Below are 22446 nucleotides of genomic sequence, written 5' to 3' on the forward strand. Positions count from 1 at the left end.
CGGGGCTACCCCGCGCGCAGTGGCGCGCACCCGGCGTCAGACCGCCAGATTCACCGTCACGCTCTTGCGCTGCGTGAAGCTGTCGAGCATGCCTTCGAGCGAGAATTCGCGGCCGAGACCGCTCTGCTTGTAGCCACCGTACGACATGCCGGGAGTTTGGCCGCCGCCCTGGTTCACCTGCACCCAGCCCGATTCGATCGCATGCGCGGCGCGCAGGCCCTTGCCGATATTGTGCGTCCAGACATACGCCGCGAGGCCGTAATGACTCTCGTTGGCCATGCGGATCGCGTCGGCCTCGTCGCTCCAGCGGATCGCCACCAGCACCGGCCCGAAGATTTCCTCGCGCGCGAGACGCCAGTCGTTCGAGCGGTCGGCGAACACCGTCGGCATGGTGAAGTAGCCTTCGCTCAACGGGCCGGTCTTGGGTGGCAGGCCACCGAACACCAGCTTGGCGTCGGAGCGGTCGAGCCCGTCCTGCACATACTTGCAAACCTTGGTGTACTGCTTGTTGTTGATGATCGAGCCGATGTCGCTCGCCTCGTCGAGCGGATCGCCGATCTTGAGCGCCGTGACCTTCTTCTCCAGCTTCGCGAGGAAGCTGTCGAAGATGTCTTCATGCAAGAACATACGCGAGCCGGCGGTGCAGCTCTGGCTCTGGCGGGTGAAGCGCATGGCATTGATGATGCCGTCGACCGCCCAATCCTCGTCGGCATCCGGATAGACGATCGAGGGGCTCTTGCCGCCCAGTTCGAGCGACACCGGCACGATACGCTCGGCCGCGGCGCGCATGATCACCTTGCCGACCTCGGTTGAGCCGGTGAAGGAGAGCTTGCGGATCTTCGGATGGTTGGCTAGCGCGCCGCCACATTCCTCCCCGTAGCCGGTAATCACGTTCAGCACGCCGGGCGGCACGAACTCGTTCGTGATGTCTGCCATCATCAGCACCGCAAGCGGCGCGTCCTCGGCCGCCTTCATCACCAGCACGTTGCCGGCGCAGAGCGCGGGCGCGATCTTGAGGGCGCCCAGCATGACCGGCGCGTTCCACGGGATGATGGCACCCACGATACCGAGCGGCTCGCGGCGCGTGTAGGACAGCACGCTCTCGCCCAGCGGCACGGTCTCGCCCTTCAGCTCCGACGCGAGGCCACCGAAATAGCGGAAGATGTCGGCCGCCAGCTTGGCCTCGCCACGCGCCTGGGTGCGCAGCGCGTTACCGGTCTCCATGGCGATCGTGCGCGCCATCTCCTCGACGCGCGCTTCCATCGCCTCAGCGATCTTGAGCAGGAGCTTGCCGCGCTCGCGCGGTACGACGTTCTTCCAGGACGGAAACGCATTCTCGGCGGCGGTCACGGCCAGCTCGACGTCCGCGGCGCCGGCGTGCGGCACCTGGGCGATCGACGTCTTCTTGCCGGGGTTCTCGATCGTGATGACCTTGCCGGACACGCTGCCGATCCACTTGCCGCCGATCAGCTGGCCCTTGGGCTGGTAGGTGCCCGATGCGGGCGACAGCTTGGTGGGGGTCACGGTATCCATGGGCTTTCTCCGGATTTTGAGGGCGGGAGTTTGGCCCGCAGGACGCGGCGCTACAAGCAGAACGACCCTCTCCTAGCCCTTCTTCTTGGAGGGTTTGCGCTTTCGCTTCGCGGTCAGCTCGCCGTATTTCATGCCTTCCAGCTTCAGCCCGTCCGGATCGAGGAAGAAGACGGCATAGTAATCCTCGTAATACTCGGCGGCCGGATCGACGATGCGCACGCCCTGCTCTTCCAGGTAGCCCTGCAGCGCGTCGACGTCGCGCCGGCTGCGCAGCTGGAATGCATAATGATGGAAGCCGACATCGCCGATCCGATAGGTCTTTCGCCCCTCGGCCGGCGCGATCCAGAAGCGGGTTTTGCCGTTGGTCCAGCCGATGGTCGACGGATACTCATCCGAGATTTCGAAGCCCAGGAACGCGAACAGCCCGCCATAGAAGACCTTCGACTTCTCATAGTCTCTGACGCGGATGGAGATGTGGTCGATGCCCACGACACGGGAGACGGGAGCAGACCTCTTGGAACGGGCCATCGCGTCGGCATCCTCTGGATTTCCAGTGGCGACAACGTGCCGAATATCGGATTGTTTCGCCGTCATTCGAAGAGGGACGAGATGAAGCGATTCCTGAGCGGCCTTGCCGTGACCCTGGGCTTCCTGGCCGCCGGCAGCGCCTGGGCGGGCACCTTGGACGATATCGCCAAGAATGGCGTGCTCCGCGGCGGCTTCCGCGAGAACGCCCATCCCTTCGCCTACAAGGGCGCGAACGGCCAGCCCGCCGGCTTCATGGTCCAGCTCTGCGAGGCGGTCGCCAAGGACATCGCCCAGCAGCTCAAGCTACCCGGCCTCAAGGTCGAGTTCGTGCCTGTCACGACCGAGAACCGCCTCGACATGATCAAGCAGGGCAAGATCGACCTGCTCTGCGACTCGCTCACCGAGACGCTCGACCGCCGCGCCGTGGTCGACTTCTCCATCACCACCTTCGTCGACGGTACGAGCTTCGCCATCCGCAACGACGGCCCGCGCGACATGCAGGAATTCGCCGGCAAGAAGGTCGGCGCGGTTGCGGGCACCCTGACGGAAGAAGAGCTGCGCAAGGCGCTGGCCTCGCTCCAGGTCAAAGCCACCGTCGTTCCCTTCACCGACTTCACGGCGGCCATGACGGCGCTGGAGAAGGGCGAGATCTCGGCCTACTTCGCCGGTGGGGCAATGCTCACGGCGATGATCAAGGACCACAAGGACGCGGCCAAGATCCTGCTGGCGAACACCTATCTCAGCCTCGAGCCCTTTGCCCTGGCCATGAAGCTCGGCGAAGGCCCCTTCCGCCTCGCCGTCGACCGGGCGCTCAGCCACATCTATCGGTCGGGGCAGATCGCCACGATCTTCAGCAACGTGTTCGGCAAGAATGCGCGGCCGACGCAGCAACTGCAGACGCTCTATATGATCGCGACCTTGCCGGAATAGGTCGCAAGGCCCATCTCCAGCCGATGCCACGTCCCTTCCGCCTCTCCGTGCTGGACCAGTCGATCGCCGTCTCAGGCCGGCCGCAGGACCAGTCCATCCGAAACACCGTGTCGCTTGCGAAGCACTGCGAAGCGCTGGGTTACGAGCGCTTCTGGGTATCGGAGCATCATAATCACCCGACCATCGTCGGGACCGCGCCCGAGATCGTGATGGCCGCAATCGCGGCCACGACGGACCGGATCCGCATCGGCAGTGCCGGCATCATGCTGCCGCACTACTCGCCCTTCAAAGTGGCCGAGGTGTTCCGCGTGCTCGACGCCCTGGCGCCGGGCCGCATCGACATGGGCCTCGGCCGAGCGCCGGGGTCGGACGGCCGCACTGCCTTCGCCCTCAATCCCGCGGCCAACGAACGGCCCGAACATTTTCCTGCCGACGTGCGCGACCTGATCGCCTGGGTCCATAACGAACCGCTGGTCGAGCGCCATCCCTTCGCGACGGTGAAGGCCTTTCCCCAGAGCGCGACCGCGCCCGAGGCCTGGATCCTGGGCAGCTCCGACTACGGCGCCCAGGTCGCGGCGCTGTTCGGCTTGCCCTACTGCTATGCCTGGTTCTTCAGCGACGGCGCCGGCGGCGAGCGTGCCATCGATCTCTACAAGAAGAACTACCGCCCGAGCGCGCGCCATCCCGAGCCGCATTCCGCCCTCTGCGTCTGGGCGCTGGCCGCCGACACGATGGAGAAGGCGCAGTACCATTTCACGTCGCGGGCGCTGAGCCGGATCAATCGCGACAAGAACATCCTGGGTCCGTTGCTGCCGCCCGACGAGGCGGCCCAGGCGCCGGTCACCGCCTACGAAGCGGCGAAGATGGAACAGTTCCGTAAGGATACCTTCGTCGGCACCGGCCCCGAAGTGGCAGCGCGCATCACCGAATTGAAGGACCGCGTCGGCGTCGACGAGATGGCCGTCGTCACCTGGACCCACGACGAGCAGGTCCGCCGCGACAGCTACACCGAACTCGCCAAGGCCTACGGCTTCGCGCCGTAGGCGACAGTTCTTTCAGACCACAAGACCTCATCCTGAGGAGGGCCGACGGGCCGTCTCGAAGGATGGCAAACAGGCACGGTGCTCATGCCCATGCTGGTAGGTGAAACGTCTTTGAAGGACTCTACCGCGTTTCGGTCCAGCTCTCCGAGAAGGCCAATGCCGAAGTGCTGAAGGGGCGCCCTTCGCGTTCGCGCGGCCAGGGCTTGCCGCGGGCCTGCTGGCCGTTCAGCGTCAGGCGGCCGGAGAGCGCCGGAACAAGCACGGTGCAGACGCCGTAGGGCCGCGGATTCGGCTCCTGGTTGGGCTCGGTGTGGATCAGCAGCGGATCGCCGATATCGTGCCAGGTGAGCGCGATCTCGGCATCGGCCGCCGACACATATTCGGTCCAGAAGTAGCGCGGGTCGCCCGACTTGCTGAAGTCGGCATCGATGACCGGGATCGACAGGTCCTTCAGCTCGGGATTGAGCATCCCCTGCACGGTCTGCTGCAGCCAGCGTGCCATGGCGATGTTGTCGGAATAGATGCGCCAGTGGCCGTGCGTCAGCTCGCTCTTCAGGTAGAGCACGTGTCCCGGCCCGGCCTTGCAGAACAGGATCCGCCAGTAGCTGGCATCGGTCGAGTTGGGATCGCCGTCCTTTTCGCTGAGGCGAAGGAACGGGTTCTCGCCGGTCAGGACGACGCGGTGCGGGTCGGCGACGCTCATCTTCTCTCCCCCTGTGTTTGTGTCTACGTGCGCAACCGGGATACCGGCTGGGCGTTCAGGAGACCTAGCCTAGCAGGAGGTCCCGTATGGGCGAAGTGTTTGGACGCACGACGATGAAGGTTCTGGCCGGTTTCGTCGGAGCTTCCCTGATCACCTGCACCGTCATGGCACAGACGCAGAACGACCCGCCGGGCCGCGTGGGGCGTCTCGCCTTTGTGGAGGGCACCGTCTCCTTCCACGATGACGAAGAGAATGGCTGGAGCAAAGCCGTCGTCAACACGCCCCTGACGACCGGCGACGCCCTGTGGACCGAGCCCAATTCCCGCAGCGAGGTCTCGCTTGCAGGCACGCGCATCCGCATGGACGGGTCCACCGAGCTCGACATGACGCAGATCGACGACCGGCAGGTACGCTTGCAACTGGCGCAGGGTCGGGTCGACGTGAAGACGACCACCCAGATGGAGGCCACGCAGCCCTATGAGATCGTGACGCCGCGCGGGACTATCACGCTCCAGCAGCAGGGTGACTACTATGTCGAGGCCGGCTCGCAGCAGGACCCGACGCGCCTCGGCGTGCGGGCCGGCGCGGCCCAGATCCAGGGACTCAATGGACAGACGCTGGCCGTGCGGCCTGGTGAGGTCGGCGAAGTCTACGGCGACGGCTCTTCGATGCAGCTCAAGACCGTGCGCGCCGCCCCGCCGGCCCCGGCCGCCTCGTGGGCCGCGCGCGACAAGCAGGTCGTCTACGACCAGCAGCCGCAATACCTGCCGGCCGGCATGACCGGCTACGAGGACCTCAACGGCTACGGCAACTGGGTCAACGACGGCAGCTATGGCCAGGTCTGGGTGCCGCGTTCGCCGCCGGCCGACTGGGCGCCCTATCGCACCGGCCACTGGTCCTACGTGAAGCCGTGGGGCTGGACGTGGATCGACGAACAGCCGTGGGGTTTCGCGCCGTACCACTATGGGCGTTGGGCCAACAGCAATAACCGCTGGGTCTGGGTCCCGCCGCAGCGCGAGGAGCGCCCGGTCTATGCACCGGCGCTGGTGGCGTTCGTGGGCGGCCTCGAACTGGCGGCGCAGCTCGGCAACCAGGGCCGCAATAGCGGGCCCGTTGGCTGGTTCCCCCTGGGGCCCCGCGAGGCCTATGTCCCGCCCTATTCCACTAATCGCGACTACTATCAGCGCATCAACCGCGCGGCGCGCATCCAGGACCGCGACCTCAACGATCGCTGGGAAGGGGCTCAGCGCCGTGAGGCTTTCGTTGCGGGTCAGAACTCGGTGCTGGCGAACCAGCGTTTTGCGACGATCGTGCCGTCGCAGACATTCGTTCGCTCGCAGCCTGTCCAGCGCGCGGCCCTGAAAGTCACTGCCGATCAGATGGCGAAGGCCGCCGTAGCGCCCGTCTCCGCGCCGCCCGCGCCCACCGCGTCCTTCGCCGCCGCGCCCAATGCCAAATCTGCCGCGAACCCGACCGACGACAAGTCCCCGGCCGAGGCCAAGGGCCAGGCGGACGCGAAGGGCAAGGCGGCTGATGCCCCGGCTTCGAAGACCGTCGAGGCGGACATGCAGACCTTGTCCAAGCCCAAGGCCGCCGAAACCGACAGGAAGGCCGCCGCGCCGGGTCCGAAGATCGCTTCGACCGACAGCAAGGCAACCACCGGCGACAAGGCCGACACCAGGATAGCCAAACCGGCAACGCCACCTCTGCAGCCGCGGCAGGGCGCCGCCCCTCCAGCGCTCAAGGAGACGGACAAGGAGACGGACAAGGCGGCGCCGGAGCAGGCCAAACAGGAGCCTGGAAAGTCGGAACCGGCGAAGCAAGATACCGGGAAGCCTGCGGCCCCGTCGCAGAAGGAGGCCGCGCCGGCGCCCCCGAAGCCCGCACTCGCCTCGCCCGACCCGTCACCGTCAAAGCGCGATGACAGTAAGCGCGACGACACCAAGCGGTCCGAGCCGAAGCAGGCCGCGCCCTCCTCCGAGAGGCCGGTCGAGCCACAGTCTCGCCAGGAAGAGCGCAAGCAGGCGGCCCCCGAACCGCAGAAGCCGAACGCGGCCCCCCAGCCGAAGCAGGACGAGCCGAAACAGGCGACGCCCGCTCCGCAGCGATCCCCGGCCGCCACTCCCCAGCCGCGTCCGGAGGCGCCCCGACAGGCTGCCCCGCAGCCGGCGCCGAAGCCCGAGGCTGCGCCCCGTCAGGAAGCACCGCGTCAGGCTGCTCCCGCTCCGGCCCCGCCGCCGCAGCAGGCCCAGCCGCAGCGCCAGCAGCCTCAGCCTCAGCCGCAACAGCAGGCTCCCAAGGATCGGGAGACCCGGGCACCGGCCCCGCAGCAGCAACAGCAGATTGCCCAGCCGCCGAAGCCCGAGCCGCAGCAGCAGCAGCGGAACAACAGCAAGAAGGACAAGGACTAGCTCGTCCTCCTTGGGCGGCAGACCTGAAGCTTTGGCCTACAGAACCTGGTTGCGCAGTGTCGTCTCGCCCCGCCACAGGCGGTCGAGATTCTCGATCAGGATGTCGATGACGTTGTCTTCGTAGGCGCGTGTCTCGCCTGCCGTGTGCGGGGTGACGAAGACATTGGGCATCGTCCAGAGCGGCGATGCGGCCGGCAAGGGCTCCTCGACGGTGACGTCCAGTGCCGCCGCCCAGATCTTGTTTCCTTCCATCGTCGCGATGAGCGCCGCCTCGTCCGCGACCTTGCCGCGAGCGACATTCACGAAGACCGACGAAGGCTTCATCGCCGCGAAGGCCGGCGCACTCATCAAGCCGGTCGTCTCAGGAGTCAGTGCGCAGGTCAGCGCCACGATGTCGGCCTGTGGGACCAGCTTCACCAGGTCGTCCATGGCGTAGATTTCGTCGGCCCCATTGGTCCCGGCCTTCGGGTCGCGGCGGATGCCGATCACCTTCATGTCGAAGGCCTTGGCGAGCTTCGCGAGATGGCTGCCGATCCGGCCCATGCCGACGATCAGGAGCGTCTTGCCGCCCAGCTCGTCCTCGCGCTGGGTGAGATCGCCCAGCATGCCGCGCCACACCTTCTTGTGCTGGTTGTCGCGCGCCTCGGGCAGCCGGCGGAAGATCGCGAGGATCAGGGCCAACGCGTGTTCGGCCACGGCGCGGGCATTGACGCCGGCACCGCTCGCCAGACGGATACCCTTGGCACCCAGCAATTCCTTGGAATACTGGTCCATGCCGGAGCTGATCGACTGGATGAACTTCAGCTTCGTGGCGTGGGGAATGATGTCATTCTTCCACATGCCCGAAGCGGAGACGACGTCGGCCTCGCCGACCCTCTGCACGAACTCGTCGTAGCTGCGCACCTGGAAGCTGTTGATGCCGGTATTCCGGGCATCGAACCGCGCTTTCATCTGGTATGCCGCATGCGCGAAGCAGATTGTCAGCTTATCTCTCGTCGGAAACATGGAACTCCCCCTGCACAAGGTGCCACACTAGCCCGAACGACCACCCTGGGGGAACAAGATGAGCCGCAATCCGCTTCGTGAACGCCTGAACGAGGGCAAGCCGACACTCGGCACGCACATCCTGTCGGCGTGGCCGACGCTGGTCGAGCTCATCGGCCATTCCAAACAGTACGACTATGTGGAATTCACCGCCGAGTACGCGCCCTTCACCATGCACGATCTCGACAATCTCGGGCGCTCGTTCGAGCTGATGGGCATGTCGGGCATGATCAAGATCGAGCAGACCCAGTACACGCACCAGGCCATGCGGGCGATCGGCTCGGGCTTCCAGAGCGTGCTGTTCGCCGACATCCGCTCGGTCGAGGACGCCAAGGCCGCCGTCGACGCCGTGCGTGCCGAGACCACGATGGCCCAGGGCGCACGCGGCCGCGGTCGCCTTGGCGTCGGCATGCGGCGCGACGTCGGCACGGTCCGTACGGGCGGCTCGCCCGCCTATGTCGATGCGCTGAACGAAGTCGTGATCGCCATCATGGTCGAGAAGAAGTCCTGCGTTGACGATCTCGACGCCATCCTCGACGTGCCGGGCCTCGACATGGTGCAGTTCGGCGCCTCCGACTTTTCCATGAGTATCGGCCTGACCGGGCAGGCCAACCATCCCGACGTGGTGGCGGCCGAGAAGAAGACGATCGAGACGGCGCTGAAGAAGGGCCTGCATCCCCGCGTCGAGCTGCGCGATCCCAGCCAGGCGGCCAAGTATCTCGACATGGGCGTGAAGCATTTCTGCATCGGCTGGGACGTCCGCATCCTCGCCGACTGGTGGGACACCAAGGGTGCCGAGATGCGCGGCATGCTGGGCGACAAGCCCGCAGCGCCGGCCAAGGCGCCTGCGAAGGCCGGCAACTACTAACTCTGCGAGCCCCACATGAAGCCACCGATCGCGTCGCGACACCCGTCGCGGCGCACCCTGCACGGCGTCACGATCACCGACGACTACGCGTGGCTGAAGGACGAGAAGTGGCAGGAGGTGCTGCGCGATCCATCCCTGCTCCATCCCGAGATCCGCGCCTATGTCGAGGCGGAGAACGCCTATGCCGAGGAGAGGCTCGGGCCGACGCAGGCGCTTCAGAAGACGCTGGTCGCGGAAATGCGCGGCCGCATCAAGGAAGACGATTCCGGCGTGCCGACGCCGGACGGGCCGTTTTCCTATCTCTGGAAGTTCCGCGAAGGCGGCCAGCACCAGCAGATCGGCCGCACGCCGCGCGACGGCGGCGAGATGCAGACGATCCTCGACGGCGATGCGCTGGCGAAAGTATCGGACTATTTCAAGTTCGGCGGCACGCGCCATTCGCCAGACCACCGGCTCGAGGCGTGGAGCGCCGACCTGCGCGGCTCGGAATACTTCACCCTGCGCATCCGGCGCTGGGATACGGCAGAGGACCTGCCCGATGTCCTGACGGAGACGAGCGGCAGCGTCGTCTGGGGCCGCGACTCCTCGTTTTTCTTCTACGTCCAGGTCGACGACAATCATCGTCCTCTGAAAGTCTACCGGCACCGGCTGGGCACGGCCCAGGCCGACGACGTCCTCGTCTACGAGGAGCACGACACCGGCTGGTTCACCCGCATCGGCGAGAGCGCCAGTGGCCGCTTCTGCGTCATCTCGGGCGGCGACCACGACACCACCGAGGAACGGTTGATCGATCTCTCGATCGCCGACGCAGCGACGCGCCTGATCGCGCCGCGCGAAAAGGGCGTGCGCTACAGCGTGGCCGATCGCGGCGATGAGCTGTTCATCCTCACCAACGAAGGCGGCGCGATCGATTTCAAGATAGTCACCGCGCCGCTCGCCGCTCCGAAGCGCGCCAACTGGCGCGAGCTGGTCCCGCACCGGCCGGGCACCTACATCCTGGGCGTCGATCTTTATGCCGCCCATCTCGTGCGGCTGGAACGCACCAATGCCCTGCCCTCGATCGTGATCCGCGATCTGGCGACCGGGGCCGAGCATACGATCGCCTTCGACGAGACCGCCTATTCGCTCGACATGATCGGCGGGTACGAGTTCGACACGAAGGTCATGCGCTTTGCCTATTCGTCGATGACGACGCCGGGCGAAGTCTACGACTACGACATGGCGACGCGGCAGCGCACCTTGCGCAAACGCCAGGAGATTCCGTCCGGTCACGATCCCGCCGCCTACGTCACGACGCGCATCACGGCGATTGCGCACGACGGCGCCGAGGTGCCGGTGTCGATCCTGCATCGTCGCGACCTGGTGCGCGACGGCCGCGCACCGCTCCTGCTCTACGGCTACGGCTCCTACGGCATGGCCATGCCGGCGTCCTTCTCGGCCAACCGCCTGTCGCTGGTCGATCGCGGCTTCGTCTATGCCATCGCCCATATCCGCGGCGGCTCGGACAAGGGCTGGTCGTGGTATCTCGACGGCAAGCGCGAGAAGAAAACCAACACGTTCGACGATTTCGTCGCGGCCGGCCATGCGTTGATCGAGGCGAAATACACGTCGGCCGGACGCATCGTCGGCCATGGCGGCAGCGCCGGCGGCATGCTGATGGGCGCAGTCGCCAACCGTGCGCCTGACCTGTTCGCCGGCATCCTCGCCGAAGTACCGTTTGTGGATGTGCTGGCGACCATGCTCGACGACAAGCTGCCGCTCACGCCGCCGGAATGGCCCGAATGGGGCAATCCGATCACCGACGCCGCGGCCTTCAACTACATCCGCTCCTACTCGCCCTATGACAATGTGACGGCGCAGCATTATCCAGCGATCCTGGCGATGGCCGGCCTCACCGATCCGCGCGTCACCTACTGGGAGCCCGCCAAGTGGGTGGCCCGGCTGCGCGCGACCATGACGGGCGGCGGGCCGGTCATCCTGCACACCAACATGGGTGCGGGCCACGGCGGCGCCTCGGGCCGTTTCTCCCGCCTCGACGAGGTGGCGATCGGATACGCCTTCGCGCTCGACACGGTTGGCCTTGCAGGAGTGAAACCATGAAGGCGCGCATCGACACGCTCCTGAGCGAAGCCGTGCAGCGCGGCGACGTGCCCGGCGTCGCGGCCGTCGCGACCGACGGCAACGGCACGATCTACGAGGGCGGCTTCGGCAAGGCGATCCTGGGCCAGGATGCCGACATGACCCCCGACACCGTCATGTGGATCGCCTCCATGACCAAGGCGGTGACCGGCGCGGTCGCCATGCAGCAGGTCGAGCGCGGCACCCTGAAACTCGATGCGCCCGCGAAGGGAGTGATCCCCTATCTCGGCGAAGTAAAGGTGCTGGAAGGCTTCGACGCGGACGGCAAGCCGCGGCTGCGCAAGCCCGTACGCGACATCACCTTGCGTCATCTGCTGACGCATACCGCGGGCTTCGGCTACGACATCTGGAACCCCGAAATCCTGCGGTATCGTGAGGTCATGGACGTGCCGACCATCGGCACCGGCCTCGACAAGTCGCTGACCACGCCCCTCCTCTTCGATCCCGGCGCGCGCTGGCAATACGGGATCGGCATCGACTGGGCTGGCCAGATGGTCGAGGCCGTCACGGGCAAGAAGCTGGGCCAGGTGATGCACGACGATCTGTTCGGGCCACTCGGCATGGACAGTACTGCCTTCCGTATGACCCCGGCGATGCGCGCCCGCCTGGCCCGTGTCCATCACCGCAAGGCCGACGGCAGCCTCGTCGCCGACCTGAAGCGCGAAGTCCCGCAGAATCCCGAATTCGAGGCGGGCGGCGGCGGTCTCTACTCGACGGCCAACGATTACCTGAAGTTCGTGCGCATGGTGCTGAACGATGGCATGTCGGCACGCGGCGAAACGGTGATGAGGCCCGAGACAGTCGATGCGATGGCCGGCAACGCGATGGGCGATTCGACGGTGAGCCTGCTCAGGACGGTAATGCCGGCTTTGTCCAACGATGCCGAGTTCTTCCCCGGCATCGCCAAGCAATGGGGCCTGAGCTTCATGATCAACAACGAAGAGGCCCCGACCGGCCGCTCGGCCGGCAGCCTCTCGTGGGCCGGCCTGCCGAACACGTACTACTGGATCGACCGCAAGAAGCGCCTGGGCGGCGTCTACATGACGCAGATCCTGCCCTTCGCTGACGTGAAGTCGCTGCCTCTCTTCCACGCCTTCGAGAGCGCGGTTTACGGGCGCTGAGGCAACACCCTGTCGTCCTGAGCGCAGCGAAGGACGTAGCGGAGCGACCAAAGGACTGCGTGGTTGGCGCAAGATCCTTCGCTACGCTCAGGATGACATTGGGGGCGTGCCCGCCAAACCGAACAGTTCCGTGTCCTCGCGGACGCCCCGCAGATGGTGGCGGCCGAGAGAGACAAGCCGGTCGCGGCTTGCGGTCGCCGCTTCCGCGAAGGCTTGCGACATCAGCAGCGCCTGGCCCAGCGGCTCGCACAGCGCCTCGATACGCGAGGCTTCGTTGACGGCTGGCCCGATCACCGTGAAATCGAGCCGCGTGTCGGAGCCGACATTGCCGTAGAGCACGCGGCCGATGTGCAGGGAGATGTCGAGCGTCGTCGCGGGTTGTCCGGCGTTTCGCCGCTCCACGTTCAGCGCGTCGACGCGGGCCAGCACCTCTTCCGCCGCCGCGAGCGCCGCGGCGCAGACCTCGGCACGATCGTGGAGGACCACGCCGAACGCCGCCAGCATCCCGTCCCCCATGAACTTCAGCACCTCCCCGTCGCGTGTGACGACCGGCTGAACCATGCAGTTGAAGTAGTCGTCGAGCAGCGCGATCAGCTCACGACCGGGCATCGTGTCGGCCAGCGCCGTGAAACCTCTGAGGTCGGTGAAGAGCACCACGGCCTCGACACTCTGCGCCTCGCCGCGCAGCACGGTGCCGGAGAGCACGCGGCTCGCCGGGTCGTTGCCGAGATAGGCCGCCAGCAGGCCATGGCCGATACCGCGCAGGCTCGTTGCCTTCACCGCGACGGCGAAGACCGGCAGCACCTCGCGCAGGAAGGCGACATCCTCGTCGCGGAAGCCGCCGGGCCGACCGGTCGACGCGGAAAAGACGAGCCACAAGCGCTCGGCATGCTCGACCTCGGTTGGGCTGCCGACCTGCGGCGACAATTCGCCAAAAGGCTGCACCCAGCCGATCCATTCGGTCATACCGGCGGTGCGCAGTTCCTCGAAAACCGGGACGTCCGGCAACGCTTCATTCGTGTCCAACCGACAGCGCCGTTCGGCGATACCGTCGCGCAGCATCACCGCGAACGGGCTGTTCCGAACTTGCGTCGAGTCGATCTCGGAATGGGCGATTTCGAAATGCTGGTTGACGCCCTCCGCCGCATCCCAAATCAGGCTGCGCGCCCGCACCATGGGATGCAGCGTGTTCATGCCCACGAACAGGCGCTCGATCCGCAGGCCCGCCTCGTTCAGGCGGCGGCCAAATCCGTCAACAATGTCTTCCAGCGGCATGTTGCGCAGACCTGCCTGGGCCAGCCATCCGGCGAGGGGGGCAGATTTCATCGACAGGGTCTCCGGGCATCGATAAATCGGTGGAACGTGGGTAGCCACTCTCGTGGCAAGGATAGACCTCAAAGCAAGGGCACGCCTATGGCGAACACCGGTCCCACGCAGAAGCCCCTTTGCCAGGACGACCTAGACGCGCGGCTGAAGACGAGCCGCTCCTTCGAAGCCGCGGTCTTCACCTCCGCCGTCGCGCTCGATGAACTCGACCTCAAGGAATGCCTGTTCACCGATTGCCTCTTCGATCTGCCGGCCGTCCGCGGCGCCGATTTCTCCGGAGCGCAGTTCAAGGACTGCCGTTTTTCACCGGGCCGGTTCGCAAGCTGCAAGTTCGCGGGCGCTCGATTTCAGGGCACCAATTTCTTCGACGCCGACCAGAAGAAGGGATGTACCTTCGCCTTCTGCGATCTGCGGGACGTCGAAGCGGAAAAGTGCAACTTCGCGGTCAGCACCTTCGAACGCTGCGACATGCATGATTTCCGGGCTCGGGAATGCAGCTTCCGGGGCGTGCGCTTCCACGCCTCCACCTTCACCAAGGTAATCTCGAAGCGGGTGATCGTCACCCGGGGGCGTTTCGAGGCCTGCAACTTCACCTTCACCGACTTCTCAGGTGTGTCGCTCGAAAGCTGCGAGTTCCTGACCTGCAAGTTCCTCGACACGGCCTTCTTCGACGTCAATCTCACCGACGCAATCATGCGCGACTGCACTCTCGACAAGGCCGAATGGGAGCGTGCCAATCTGACCCGCGCGGATTTTCGCGGCTCGACGATTTCCGGGCTGAACCTGGCTGTGCTGTCTGGCTACACGGGGCTGATGATCGGTGAAAGCCAACAGACGGAACTTCTCGAACGGCTCGGCGTCTCGGTGCACCCCGACTAAAGTCTCTCCGATTGGCGGAGAATCGCATCATCCCAACAAGGGCCTCACCCCGAGGAGCGGTCCGCAGGACCGCATCTCGAAGGGTGGAACCAGCACCGCGCCTGTTGCCCATCCCTCGAGGCGCACGCCTGCGGCGTGCTCCCCAGGATGAGGGAGTGCGAGCGATCTTAAAGCAGACTCTAGAGCCTAGGCTGGTGGCAGTACCATCGTGCCCTTCGGCAACGCGGCGCAGTGATCGTAGATGTCGCTGGGTCGCGTGAACCAGACTTTGTCCTTCTGCGGATGGTTCACGATGTGCGACAGCGCCTCGCGCAGCGCCCGCAGCCGGTAGGGCTGGCCCACGATCATCGTGTGGAGCGCGATGCCACAGACCAGCGGCTGCTTCGCTGACTGCCGCAGCAGCTCCTCGAACTGGCCGATGATCATGTCGCGGAACTCCTCGCCGCTGTGATGGCGCACCAGCACCTGCGGACTGTCGTTGACCTCGATCGGATAGGGCACGCTCATCAGCGGGCCGGAGCGGGTCTTCATCCAGATCGGCTGGTCGTCGTTGGGCCAGTCCATCAGGAAATCGTAGCCGGTCTCCTTGAGCAGGTCGGGCGTGACGCGGGTCGAGGCCATCCACGGCGCCATCCAACCGCGCGGCCGCTTGCCCGATGCCTTTTCGATGGAGTCGCTGATCTCCTGCAGGAAGCGCTTCTCGTCGGCCTCCCACATGCCGCCATGGCGTTCGGCATTGGTGCGGCCATGGCCGATGAACTCGTCGCCGCGCGCCTTGAGCGCGTCGACGATCTGCGGCGCATAGTCGAACACCGTCGTGTTGATCAGGTGCGCGGCAGGCAGGTTGAGCTCGTCGAACATCTCCAGCAGGCGCCACACACCGACCCGGTTTCCATAGTCGCGCCACGCAAAGGTGCGCGGATCGGGCGGCGGGTTGGCGACGGTAAGGAGATGCCCCTCGCCCGCGCCGAAAGCGAAATGTTCGATGTTGAGGCCGAGATAGACCGCGAGCCGCTTGCCCTCGGGCCAGGAATAGTCCTTGCGCTCGGTGATCGGCGAATAGGGATAGCGGTCGTGATACGGCAGCTTGATCGTGTGCATCCCTACCTCTTGACGACCGCAACCTTGTTGTCGGTCTGCTCGGTGTTCATTCGCCGGAACCGGTCGACCGCCTCGGCATGGAAGGCCCGCTCCTCGGGTCCGGCTTCCTGCAGCGGCCGCCGCTCATCGTCGAAATGTCCATATCTGTCCTCGCCACGCACCAGCATGGCGCTGACCCGCGTCGACGATGTGCAACGCGCCGACGTCGGGACATAACTTATGCCCAGCCCGATCCGCCGATCGTTCGAACGGTTGGGCCGCGAATTGTGCACGAGGTGCGTGTGGTGCAGCGAGAACTGGCCAGCCTTCACCGGCATGAACGCCGTCCGGCTGCGATCGAAGTCGCCCGCCAGTTCCTGCCCTCGCGACAGAAGGTTCTCGGGGTCCTGCATCTCCGCGTGCGGCAGCTGGCCGAGCTTGTGCGACCCCGGCACGACCTCCATGCAGCCCGCTTCGACCGGCGCGTCGGAGAGCGCCACCCAAGCGGTGACGTGGCAGGCGGGTTCCAGCGCGAAGTAGGTCGCGTCCTGGTGCCAGCTCACATAGGCGCCGGAGCCTGCATCCTTGGGCCAGACGCTGAGATGGAACAGGCGGATGTCGGGACCGATCAGATCCTCGACCGCATCGAGCACCTCAGGGGAATGCACGATCTCATCGACCCAGGGAAACAGGAGATGCGGCTTGAAATTGTGGCCGCGCGTCAGCTTCTGGCCCTGGGCGCGCTCGAAGGCCTCGAGCCTGTCGCGCCAGGCCCGCGTGCGCTCCGCCCCGAAAGCGTCGACCGGGCAGACATAGCCGTCACGGGAATAGCCTGCGACTTGCTCGGGCGTGAGCTTCTTCGGCATGTCAGTGCGCCGTCCAGCCGCCATCGACGAACAGCAGCGATCCCGTGGTGAAGGAGGAGTCGGAAGAGGCGAGGAAGAGCGCGGCTTTGGCAACCTCCTCCGGCTGGCCGATACGGCCCATCGGATGACGCACCTTCCAGAAGGCGCGGGCGGCTTCGGGATCGGGTTGCCGCTTCAGCGAGCGCGCCGGCATCGGCGTGTCGATGACTCCGGGCATCAGCGCATTGATGCGGATGCCCTGGGCCGCATGATCGACGGCGACCGTCTTGGTGAAGGAGACGATGGCGCCCTTGGAGGAGATGTAGGCCACGTTGGTGCCGAGGCTCGACTGCGCGAGCTGCGAGCCCAGCGTGACGATGGCGCCCGACTTGGCCGCAAGCATCGGCTGGATGGCGTGATGGACCCACAGGAAGGTGCCCTTCACATTGATCGCGAAGGTGCGGTCCCAGGTCGCCTCGTCGACCTTGTCGACCGTGCCGCCGAACGAGGCGCCGGCCGCGGTGACCAATACGTCGACTCGGCCCCATTTCTCGAGGACCTTTGCCACGCCGGCACGCGCCTGGTCGTTGTTGCTGACATCGGCCGGGATGACGAGGGTCTCGCTGCCGATCTCGGCGGCGACCTTCGCCAACCCCGCCTCGTCGAGATCGACCAGCGCGACCTTTGCGCCTTCGGTTGCGAACAGCCGGGCGGTCGCGGCACCGATGCCGGAGGCCGCGCCCGTGACGATAGCCACCTGATCCTTGAGCTTCATGGCGGGAACATTAGCCCGCTGCTGCGCCCCTTGTCAGTGCGTCAGCGTGGGCGCTTGCGCAACGGACGTTTGCTCTGCGCGCGACGCGCCAGCATGTTCAGCCCCTCGACCAACCCGGAGAACGCCATCGCGGCGTAGATATAGCCCTTGGGCACGTGCACGCCCATGCCGTCGGCGATCAGGGTCATGCCGATCATCAGCAGGAAGCCCAGCGCCAGCATCACGATGGTCGGATTGTGCCCGATGAACCGCGCCAGTCCATCGGCCGCCGCCAGCATCAGGCCGACCGCCACAACGACGGCGATCACCATGACCGGGATATCGTCGGTCATGCCCACGGCGGTGATGATGCTGTCGAGCGAAAAGACCAGGTCCAGAATCAGGATCTGGCCGATTACGCCCGCCACGGTGACGCGCGCGGCGGAGGCGACCGAAACCTCCTCGTCCTCATGCTCTGCGGCGACATGGTCTCTGATCTCGCTGGTCGCCTTGTAGATCAGGAAGAGGCCGCCGCCGATCAGGATGAGGTCCCGCCAGGAAAATCCGTGCCCGAACAGTGAAAAGAGGGGCGAGGTGAGCTGGACGATGAAGGCGACGCTGCCCAGCAGGCCAAGGCGGAGGAACACCGCCAGCCCGATGCCGATGCGCCGGGTCCTGGACCGCTTCTCCTCCGGCAGTTTGTTGGTCAGGATGGAGATGAAGATCAGGTTGTCGATGCCCAGCACGACTTCCATGACGATCAGGGTCGCGAGCGCGGCCCAGGCCTGGGGATCGCGGGCGAGGGCGAGGAGTTCTTCCATGGTCGCAACATAGGTCATTGCTGCCTCCCGCCAAGAGACCTTTCTTTTACACAGCCGACCCGGTAAGCCCGGAACCGATGCCTTCCCCCGCCGCCCCGCCGCGGCCCTCCCCCGCCAGCCTCCCGCCTGCCGCTCCGACGATCGCCATCGTGCTGCTGTCGGTGGCCGCCTTCGCGTCCGCCGCCAACATGCGCGTGATCGACCCGCTGCTGGTGCAGCTCTCTGCCGCCTTCGGCGTCACCGTCGGCGCGGCCTCGATCGCGGCCACCGCCTTCCTGTTCGCAAACGGCGTCTTCGTGCTGGTGCACGGCCCGTTCGGCGACCGCTACGGCAAGATGCCGGTGGTCGCCATCGCCTGCATCGGTGCCGCCCTGTGCTGCATGCTGAGCGCCGTCTCGGCATCGCTTGGGATGCTCACCCTGGCGCGCTTCCTGACGGGCGTAACCGGCTCGGCGATCATCCCGCTGGCCATCGCCTGGGTCGGCGACAATGTGAGTTATGAAAAGCGACAGGCGACCCTGGCCCGCTTCCTCACCGGCCAGACGCTCGGCCTGATGACCGGATCGGCCCTGGGCGGCGCCATCGGCGACTGGCTGGGCTGGCGTTCGGTCTTCTGGGTGCTGGCCGCGATCTACATCCTGGCCGGCGGCGCGTTGTTCGCCGTCATGCGCGCCCGGCCCGACATCGCCCGCCCGGGCGAGCGGGCGGCAGGCTCGATGATCAGCCAGATGGTCCGCGTCCTCAAACGGCCCTGGGCGATGACGGTCATCCTGGTCGTCGCGCTCGAGGGCGGTGTCTTCTGGGGCGCTTTCACCTTCGTCGGGGCCGACCTGCACCAGCGCTTCGACCTTGGCTTCGCCGCCATCGGGCTCGCCGTAGCCGCCTTCGGCGCCGGCGGCTTCCTCTATGTGATGATGGCGCACCATCTCGTGCGCATCCTGGGCGAGCGCGGTCTCTGCACCTGGGGCGGCACGGGACTGGGCATCGCCTTCGCCGCCATGGCGCTGGCGCCGAACGCCGAGGTCGAATTTGCCGCCATCGTCCTGTCGGGCGTGTCGTTCTACATGTTCCACAACACGCTGCAGACCAACGGCACCCAGATGGCGCCGGAGGCCCGCGGCGCCGGCATGGCGCTGTTCGCGCTCTGCCTGTTCGTCGGCCAGGCGATCGGCGTGCCCATCGCCGCTCCGATCGTCGACCGCTGGGGCGCGCCGCCCGTCTTCTGGGCGGCCGCCATCGTGCTGCCGCTGCTGGCCTTCTGGTTCTCCGCCGCGATCGGCCGCCGCGCTCAGTTGACCGGCGAAACCCGGAACTGATAGGGCGCCTCGAGCTCCTTGCATTCCTCCGGCGTGAGCGCGATCTCGGTCGACTTGGCGGCCGACGTCAGTTGGTCGAGATCGGTGGCGCCGATGATCGGCGAGCCCATGTAGGGCTTGTGCAGCAGCCAGGCGAGCGCCGCCTGGGCCGGCGTGCAGCCCTTCTCCTTGGCAGTTTTCTTCAGCCGCTCGACGATCTCCCAATCGCAGTCGCGATAGGTGCCGTCCTTCACGACCGTGTCGTTCTTCGCCCGCTCGGTGGTCCCGCCGCCCTCCTTGCTGCGGTTGCCCGCCAGGAAGCCACGCGCCAGCGGCGAATAGGGGATGAGCCCGACGCCCTGCTCTTGGCAGAGCCGGTTCATCTCGGGCTCCTCCTCGCGCTGGACGAGGTTGTAGAGGTTCTGCATGGCAATCGGCCGGGCGTAGCCCTTCCAGTCGGCGATCATAACCATCTGCGCGAACTTGTAGGCCGGCATGGTCGAGCCGCCGATGTAGCGGACCTTGCCCGAGCGCACGATCTGGTCGAGCGAGTACATGGTCTCCTCGATCGGCGTGTGCGGATCGAGGCGATGGACCTGGTAGACGTCGATATAGTCGGTCTGCAGGCGCTTGAGCTGGGCGTCGACCGAGGCCATCAGATGCTTGCGACCGGTGCCGACATCGTTCTGGTTCTCGCTCATGCGGATGCCGACCTTGGTCGACAGCACGAAGTCCTCGCGCCGGGCCATCTTCATGAGCGTGGCGCCCATGATCTCCTCGGAACGCCCGAAATTGTAGGTGTCGGCGGTGTCGAAGAAGGTGATGCCGACGTCGAGCGCGCGCTTGAAATAGGCCGGTGCTTCCGACTCGTCGAACTTGCCCCAGCCCCGCCGGCCCTTGGCGCCCCACGAATTTCCGCCGAGACAGATCCGGCTGACGATCAGGCCCGAGCGGCCGAGCGGTCCATACTTCATCGATACCCCCTCCAAAAAGCTGCGGCACCGGTCGCTTCCGACCGATGCCGCCTATCCAAACTCCGCCTTCGTGCGGGCGCCTAGCCCAGCACTTCCTTGTTCACGCAGTTCGCCGCATTGGGCCTGCCGTCAAACACGCTCAGGATGTTCTCGATGGCGGTGACGGCCATGCGGTCGCTCGCCTCCTTGGTGACGCCCGCCATGTGCGGGCTGAAGATCACGTTCTCCAGGGTGAACAGCTTGTTGGCCGGATCCGGCGGCTCCTTGTCGAGCACGTCGAGGCCGGCGCCGCGCAGCTTGCCGGTGCTCAGCGCCTCGTACAGCGCATCCTCGTTCACGATGCCGCCGCGCGCGGTGTTCACCAGGAACGCTTCGGGCTTCATGAGGCCCAGCGTCTCCTTATTGAAAAGGTTGATCGTTTCGGGGGCCTTCGGGCAATGGATCGACACGAAATCGACCTTGGGCAGGATCGCCTTGAGGTCGGTCACCTTGGTGGCGCCGGCCTTCTGGATATCGGCCTCGGAGATGTTCGGATCGAGGACGAAGACTTCCATGTCGAAGGCGACGCAACGTTTCACCGTGCGCGAGCCGATGCGGCCCATGCCGACGACGAGGATGGTCTTGCCGGAAAGATCGGCCGGCAGGTCGGAGAGGCGCTGCAGCCAGCCCTTCTCACGCACGAACCGGTCGTACTTCTTCACGAGGCGCGCCGAGGCCAGCAGCATGTACATCGCATGCTCAGCCACCGAAACAGAGTTGGCGATGCCGGTGGTCATCAGGGGAATCTTGCGCTTGTTCAGTGCGGGAATTTCGACGGCGTCGAAGCCGACGCCGAGACGCGCCACCACCATCATGCCGGGTGCCGCGTCGAGCTCGGCCTGGCGGAACGGCGTCGCGCCCAAGGTCACCGCATTGGCGTCCGCGAGCTTCGGATGCAGCGACGGCACCGTGTCGTCGGTCAGGATCTCGTAGTCGACATCGTCACGCGCCTTGAGGACGGCAATTCCCGCCTCCGGCATGCGGCCAACGATCAGCACCTTCTTGCGGTTCTTGCCTGTATTCGGACCCGTATTCATCGTTTCCCCTGCGATCTTGTCATTCAAACGGGCGCGATCCTAGGGCCGGGCGGCGCGGGAGGCCAGAGCCCGCAACTAGGGCAGGTAATTCAACGGCAACCGCGTCGTGGACTTGATCTCCTCCATCGCGAACATCGAGGTCACGTCGGACAGCTCGATCTTGGCGATCAGGCGCTTGTAGAAGGCGTCGTAGGCCTCGATGTCGGGCAGCGCCAGGCGGATCAGGTAGTCGATTTCACCACTCATGCGATAGCAGTCCATGACCTCGGGAAACGAGGCGATGGCCTTGGCGAAGCGGGTCAGCCACTGGGCGCTGTGCTGGGCCGTGCGCACCGCCACGAAGACGGTGACGCCGGCATTGACCGCCTTGCGGTCGAGCAGCGCCACGCGCGAGCGCACGATGCCCTCCTCCTGCAACCGGTTGATTCGCCGCCAGCACGGCGTGGTCGACAGGCCGACGCGCTTTGCCACCTCGGCCAGCGGCATGTCGGCATTGTCCTGGAGGCAATCCAGAATCTTCTTGTCAAAGGAATCGAGTGTGAATTTTCCGGCCATAGACCTTTCCGAGGAATGACGTTCTCAACCTTGGCGGTACAGACGCAAAGGTAGCAAGCTGTTTCCGCCCCCGGCCGCTACAATTCCTCGCATGATCCGCCGCTTCACCGAACATCCCTCCTCGGTCAACGAGACCTACTTCCAGCACATGGGCATGGCCTTCGGGTTCGGCGCCAGGATGCTGATCGGCTCGCTGGCCTGCTTCGTTCACGGCTTCTTTCCGTGGCTGTGCCTGACCCGCGGCAGCGACACAGTCCGCGCGCTTCATCACCGCATGGTCAGCCATCGCGTGGTACGTCCGGCCAAGGACGATGCCACCGTCGTCGCGGCGGGCGACTAGCCCCGCTCTCCAGCTTCGTTGGTTTGCCCGTCGCGACGTTCTTCCTCGCGACGATTGCCTTCGCCGCGCGCCCGGCTGAAGCACAGGACCGCGCCAGGGCGCCGGTCACCGCGTCGATAAATTTCGTCGCCGATGTCGATCAACCAGAACCTGTTCAAGCGCGGCTTTCGACGCGCTGCAC

21 protein-coding genes are annotated in these 22446 nt (G+C 65.9%); 9 read left to right on the forward strand and 12 right to left on the reverse strand.

Translation table 11 applies throughout. The features are described from left to right. Positions 1 to 36 precede the first annotated feature (36 nt). On the reverse strand, positions 37 to 1533 hold the full coding sequence (locus ACQY78_RS10980; RefSeq protein WP_428685514.1) for an aldehyde dehydrogenase family protein: 1497 nt from the start codon (positions 1531 to 1533) through the stop codon (positions 37 to 39). Between the two features lie 72 nt (positions 1534 to 1605). Continuing rightward, positions 1606 to 2061, reverse strand: a complete 456-nt coding sequence (locus ACQY78_RS10985; protein ID WP_428685516.1) for a VOC family protein — start codon at positions 2059 to 2061, stop codon at positions 1606 to 1608. 81 nt (positions 2062 to 2142) lie between these two features. On the opposite strand from ACQY78_RS10985, the gene ACQY78_RS10990 reads away from it, so the two are divergent. Both ACQY78_RS10990 and ACQY78_RS10995 read left to right on the forward strand, forming a co-directional pair. After that, the gene (locus tag ACQY78_RS10990) at positions 2143 to 2991 is read left to right on the forward strand and encodes an amino acid ABC transporter substrate-binding protein (RefSeq protein WP_428685518.1); all 849 of its coding nucleotides are present in this window, start codon (positions 2143 to 2145) and stop codon (positions 2989 to 2991) included. Between the two features lie 23 nt (positions 2992 to 3014). Continuing rightward, on the forward strand, positions 3015 to 4034 hold the full coding sequence (locus tag ACQY78_RS10995; protein ID WP_428685520.1) for an LLM class flavin-dependent oxidoreductase: 1020 nt from the start codon (positions 3015 to 3017) through the stop codon (positions 4032 to 4034). 121 nt (positions 4035 to 4155) lie between these two features. On the opposite strand, the gene ACQY78_RS11000 is transcribed toward ACQY78_RS10995, so the two are convergent. Then, entirely contained in the window at positions 4156 to 4737 is a 582-nt protein-coding gene (locus tag ACQY78_RS11000; RefSeq protein ID WP_428685522.1) for a hypothetical protein, read from the reverse strand. Positions 4738 to 4823: 86 nt separating this feature from the next. Between ACQY78_RS11000 and ACQY78_RS11005 the strand changes: the two genes are divergently transcribed. Then, positions 4824 to 7148, forward strand: coding sequence for a DUF6600 domain-containing protein (locus tag ACQY78_RS11005; RefSeq protein WP_428685524.1), 2325 nt, complete (start codon positions 4824 to 4826; stop codon positions 7146 to 7148). A gap of 36 nt (positions 7149 to 7184) precedes the next feature. On the opposite strand, the gene ACQY78_RS11010 is transcribed toward ACQY78_RS11005, so the two are convergent. After that, positions 7185 to 8099, reverse strand: coding sequence for a D-2-hydroxyacid dehydrogenase (locus tag ACQY78_RS11010; RefSeq protein WP_428685526.1), 915 nt, complete (start codon positions 8097 to 8099; stop codon positions 7185 to 7187). 112 nt (positions 8100 to 8211) lie between these two features. Between ACQY78_RS11010 and ACQY78_RS11015 the strand changes: the two genes are divergently transcribed. The 3 genes from ACQY78_RS11015 to ACQY78_RS11025 are packed head-to-tail and all read left to right on the forward strand — an operon-like array spanning position 8212 to position 12320. Then, entirely contained in the window at positions 8212 to 9060 is an 849-nt protein-coding gene (locus ACQY78_RS11015) for an HpcH/HpaI aldolase family protein (RefSeq protein WP_428685528.1), read from the forward strand. Positions 9061 to 9075: 15 nt separating this feature from the next. Beyond that, positions 9076 to 11160 carry a S9 family peptidase gene (locus ACQY78_RS11020; protein WP_428685530.1) on the forward strand — a complete coding sequence of 695 codons (2085 nt, stop codon included), beginning with the start codon at positions 9076 to 9078 and terminating at the stop codon, positions 11158 to 11160. Further along, positions 11157 to 12320, forward strand: coding sequence for a serine hydrolase domain-containing protein (locus ACQY78_RS11025; RefSeq protein ID WP_428685532.1), 1164 nt, complete (start codon positions 11157 to 11159; stop codon positions 12318 to 12320). The genes ACQY78_RS11020 and ACQY78_RS11025 overlap by 4 nt, the downstream gene beginning before the upstream one ends. 87 nt (positions 12321 to 12407) lie before the next feature. On the opposite strand, the gene ACQY78_RS11030 is transcribed toward ACQY78_RS11025, so the two are convergent. After that, positions 12408 to 13646 (reverse strand): adenylate/guanylate cyclase domain-containing protein, encoded by a 1239-nt coding sequence (locus tag ACQY78_RS11030; protein ID WP_428685534.1) that lies wholly within the window; start codon positions 13644 to 13646, stop codon positions 12408 to 12410. Between the two features lie 87 nt (positions 13647 to 13733). Here ACQY78_RS11030 and ACQY78_RS11035 point away from each other — a divergent pair, with 87 nt between their 5' ends. Continuing rightward, positions 13734 to 14525 (forward strand): pentapeptide repeat-containing protein, encoded by a 792-nt coding sequence (locus ACQY78_RS11035; RefSeq protein ID WP_428685536.1) that lies wholly within the window; start codon positions 13734 to 13736, stop codon positions 14523 to 14525. Positions 14526 to 14711: 186 nt separating this feature from the next. Here the strand turns inward: ACQY78_RS11035 and ACQY78_RS11040 are convergent, their stop codons facing one another. Genes ACQY78_RS11040 through ACQY78_RS11055 form a run of 4 tightly spaced genes read right to left on the reverse strand, consistent with a single transcriptional unit; the run spans position 14712 to position 18025 of the window. After that, positions 14712 to 15626, reverse strand: a complete 915-nt coding sequence (locus tag ACQY78_RS11040; protein ID WP_428685538.1) for a polysaccharide deacetylase family protein — start codon at positions 15624 to 15626, stop codon at positions 14712 to 14714. Between the two features lie 2 nt (positions 15627 to 15628). After that, positions 15629 to 16471: a phytanoyl-CoA dioxygenase family protein gene (locus tag ACQY78_RS11045; protein WP_428685540.1), complete on the reverse strand. Its 843-nt coding sequence runs from the start codon at positions 16469 to 16471 to the stop codon at positions 15629 to 15631. Between the two features lies 1 nt (position 16472). Continuing rightward, complete coding sequence (locus ACQY78_RS11050; protein WP_428685542.1) at positions 16473 to 17225, reverse strand: SDR family oxidoreductase; 753 nt, start codon at positions 17223 to 17225, stop codon at positions 16473 to 16475. Between the two features lie 41 nt (positions 17226 to 17266). Beyond that, positions 17267 to 18025: a TerC family protein gene (locus ACQY78_RS11055; protein ID WP_428686356.1), complete on the reverse strand. Its 759-nt coding sequence runs from the start codon at positions 18023 to 18025 to the stop codon at positions 17267 to 17269. A gap of 77 nt (positions 18026 to 18102) precedes the next feature. On the opposite strand from ACQY78_RS11055, the gene ACQY78_RS11060 reads away from it, so the two are divergent. Further along, positions 18103 to 19341 carry an MFS transporter gene (locus ACQY78_RS11060; RefSeq protein WP_428685544.1) on the forward strand — a complete coding sequence of 413 codons (1239 nt, stop codon included), beginning with the start codon at positions 18103 to 18105 and terminating at the stop codon, positions 19339 to 19341. Here ACQY78_RS11060 and ACQY78_RS11065 read toward each other — a convergent pair. The 3 genes from ACQY78_RS11065 to ACQY78_RS11075 all read right to left on the reverse strand — a co-directional run bounded on the left by ACQY78_RS11065 (position 19314) and on the right by ACQY78_RS11075 (position 21925). Beyond that, the gene (locus tag ACQY78_RS11065) at positions 19314 to 20294 is read right to left on the reverse strand and encodes an aldo/keto reductase (RefSeq protein ID WP_428685546.1); all 981 of its coding nucleotides are present in this window, start codon (positions 20292 to 20294) and stop codon (positions 19314 to 19316) included. The genes ACQY78_RS11060 and ACQY78_RS11065 overlap by 28 nt on opposite strands. A gap of 80 nt (positions 20295 to 20374) precedes the next feature. Then, positions 20375 to 21370, reverse strand: a complete 996-nt coding sequence (locus tag ACQY78_RS11070; RefSeq protein WP_428685548.1) for a hydroxyacid dehydrogenase — start codon at positions 21368 to 21370, stop codon at positions 20375 to 20377. A gap of 75 nt (positions 21371 to 21445) precedes the next feature. Then, positions 21446 to 21925, reverse strand: a complete 480-nt coding sequence (locus ACQY78_RS11075) for an Lrp/AsnC family transcriptional regulator (RefSeq protein WP_428685550.1) — start codon at positions 21923 to 21925, stop codon at positions 21446 to 21448. A 91-nt stretch (positions 21926 to 22016) separates the two neighbouring features. On the opposite strand from ACQY78_RS11075, the gene ACQY78_RS11080 reads away from it, so the two are divergent. Beyond that, complete coding sequence (locus tag ACQY78_RS11080) at positions 22017 to 22265, forward strand: DUF6356 family protein (RefSeq protein WP_428685552.1); 249 nt, start codon at positions 22017 to 22019, stop codon at positions 22263 to 22265. Positions 22266 to 22446 lie beyond the last annotated feature (181 nt).

It is taken from the genome of Reyranella sp. (assembly GCF_965279625.1).
In the GTDB taxonomy this organism is placed as follows: domain Bacteria; phylum Pseudomonadota; class Alphaproteobacteria; order Reyranellales; family Reyranellaceae; genus Reyranella.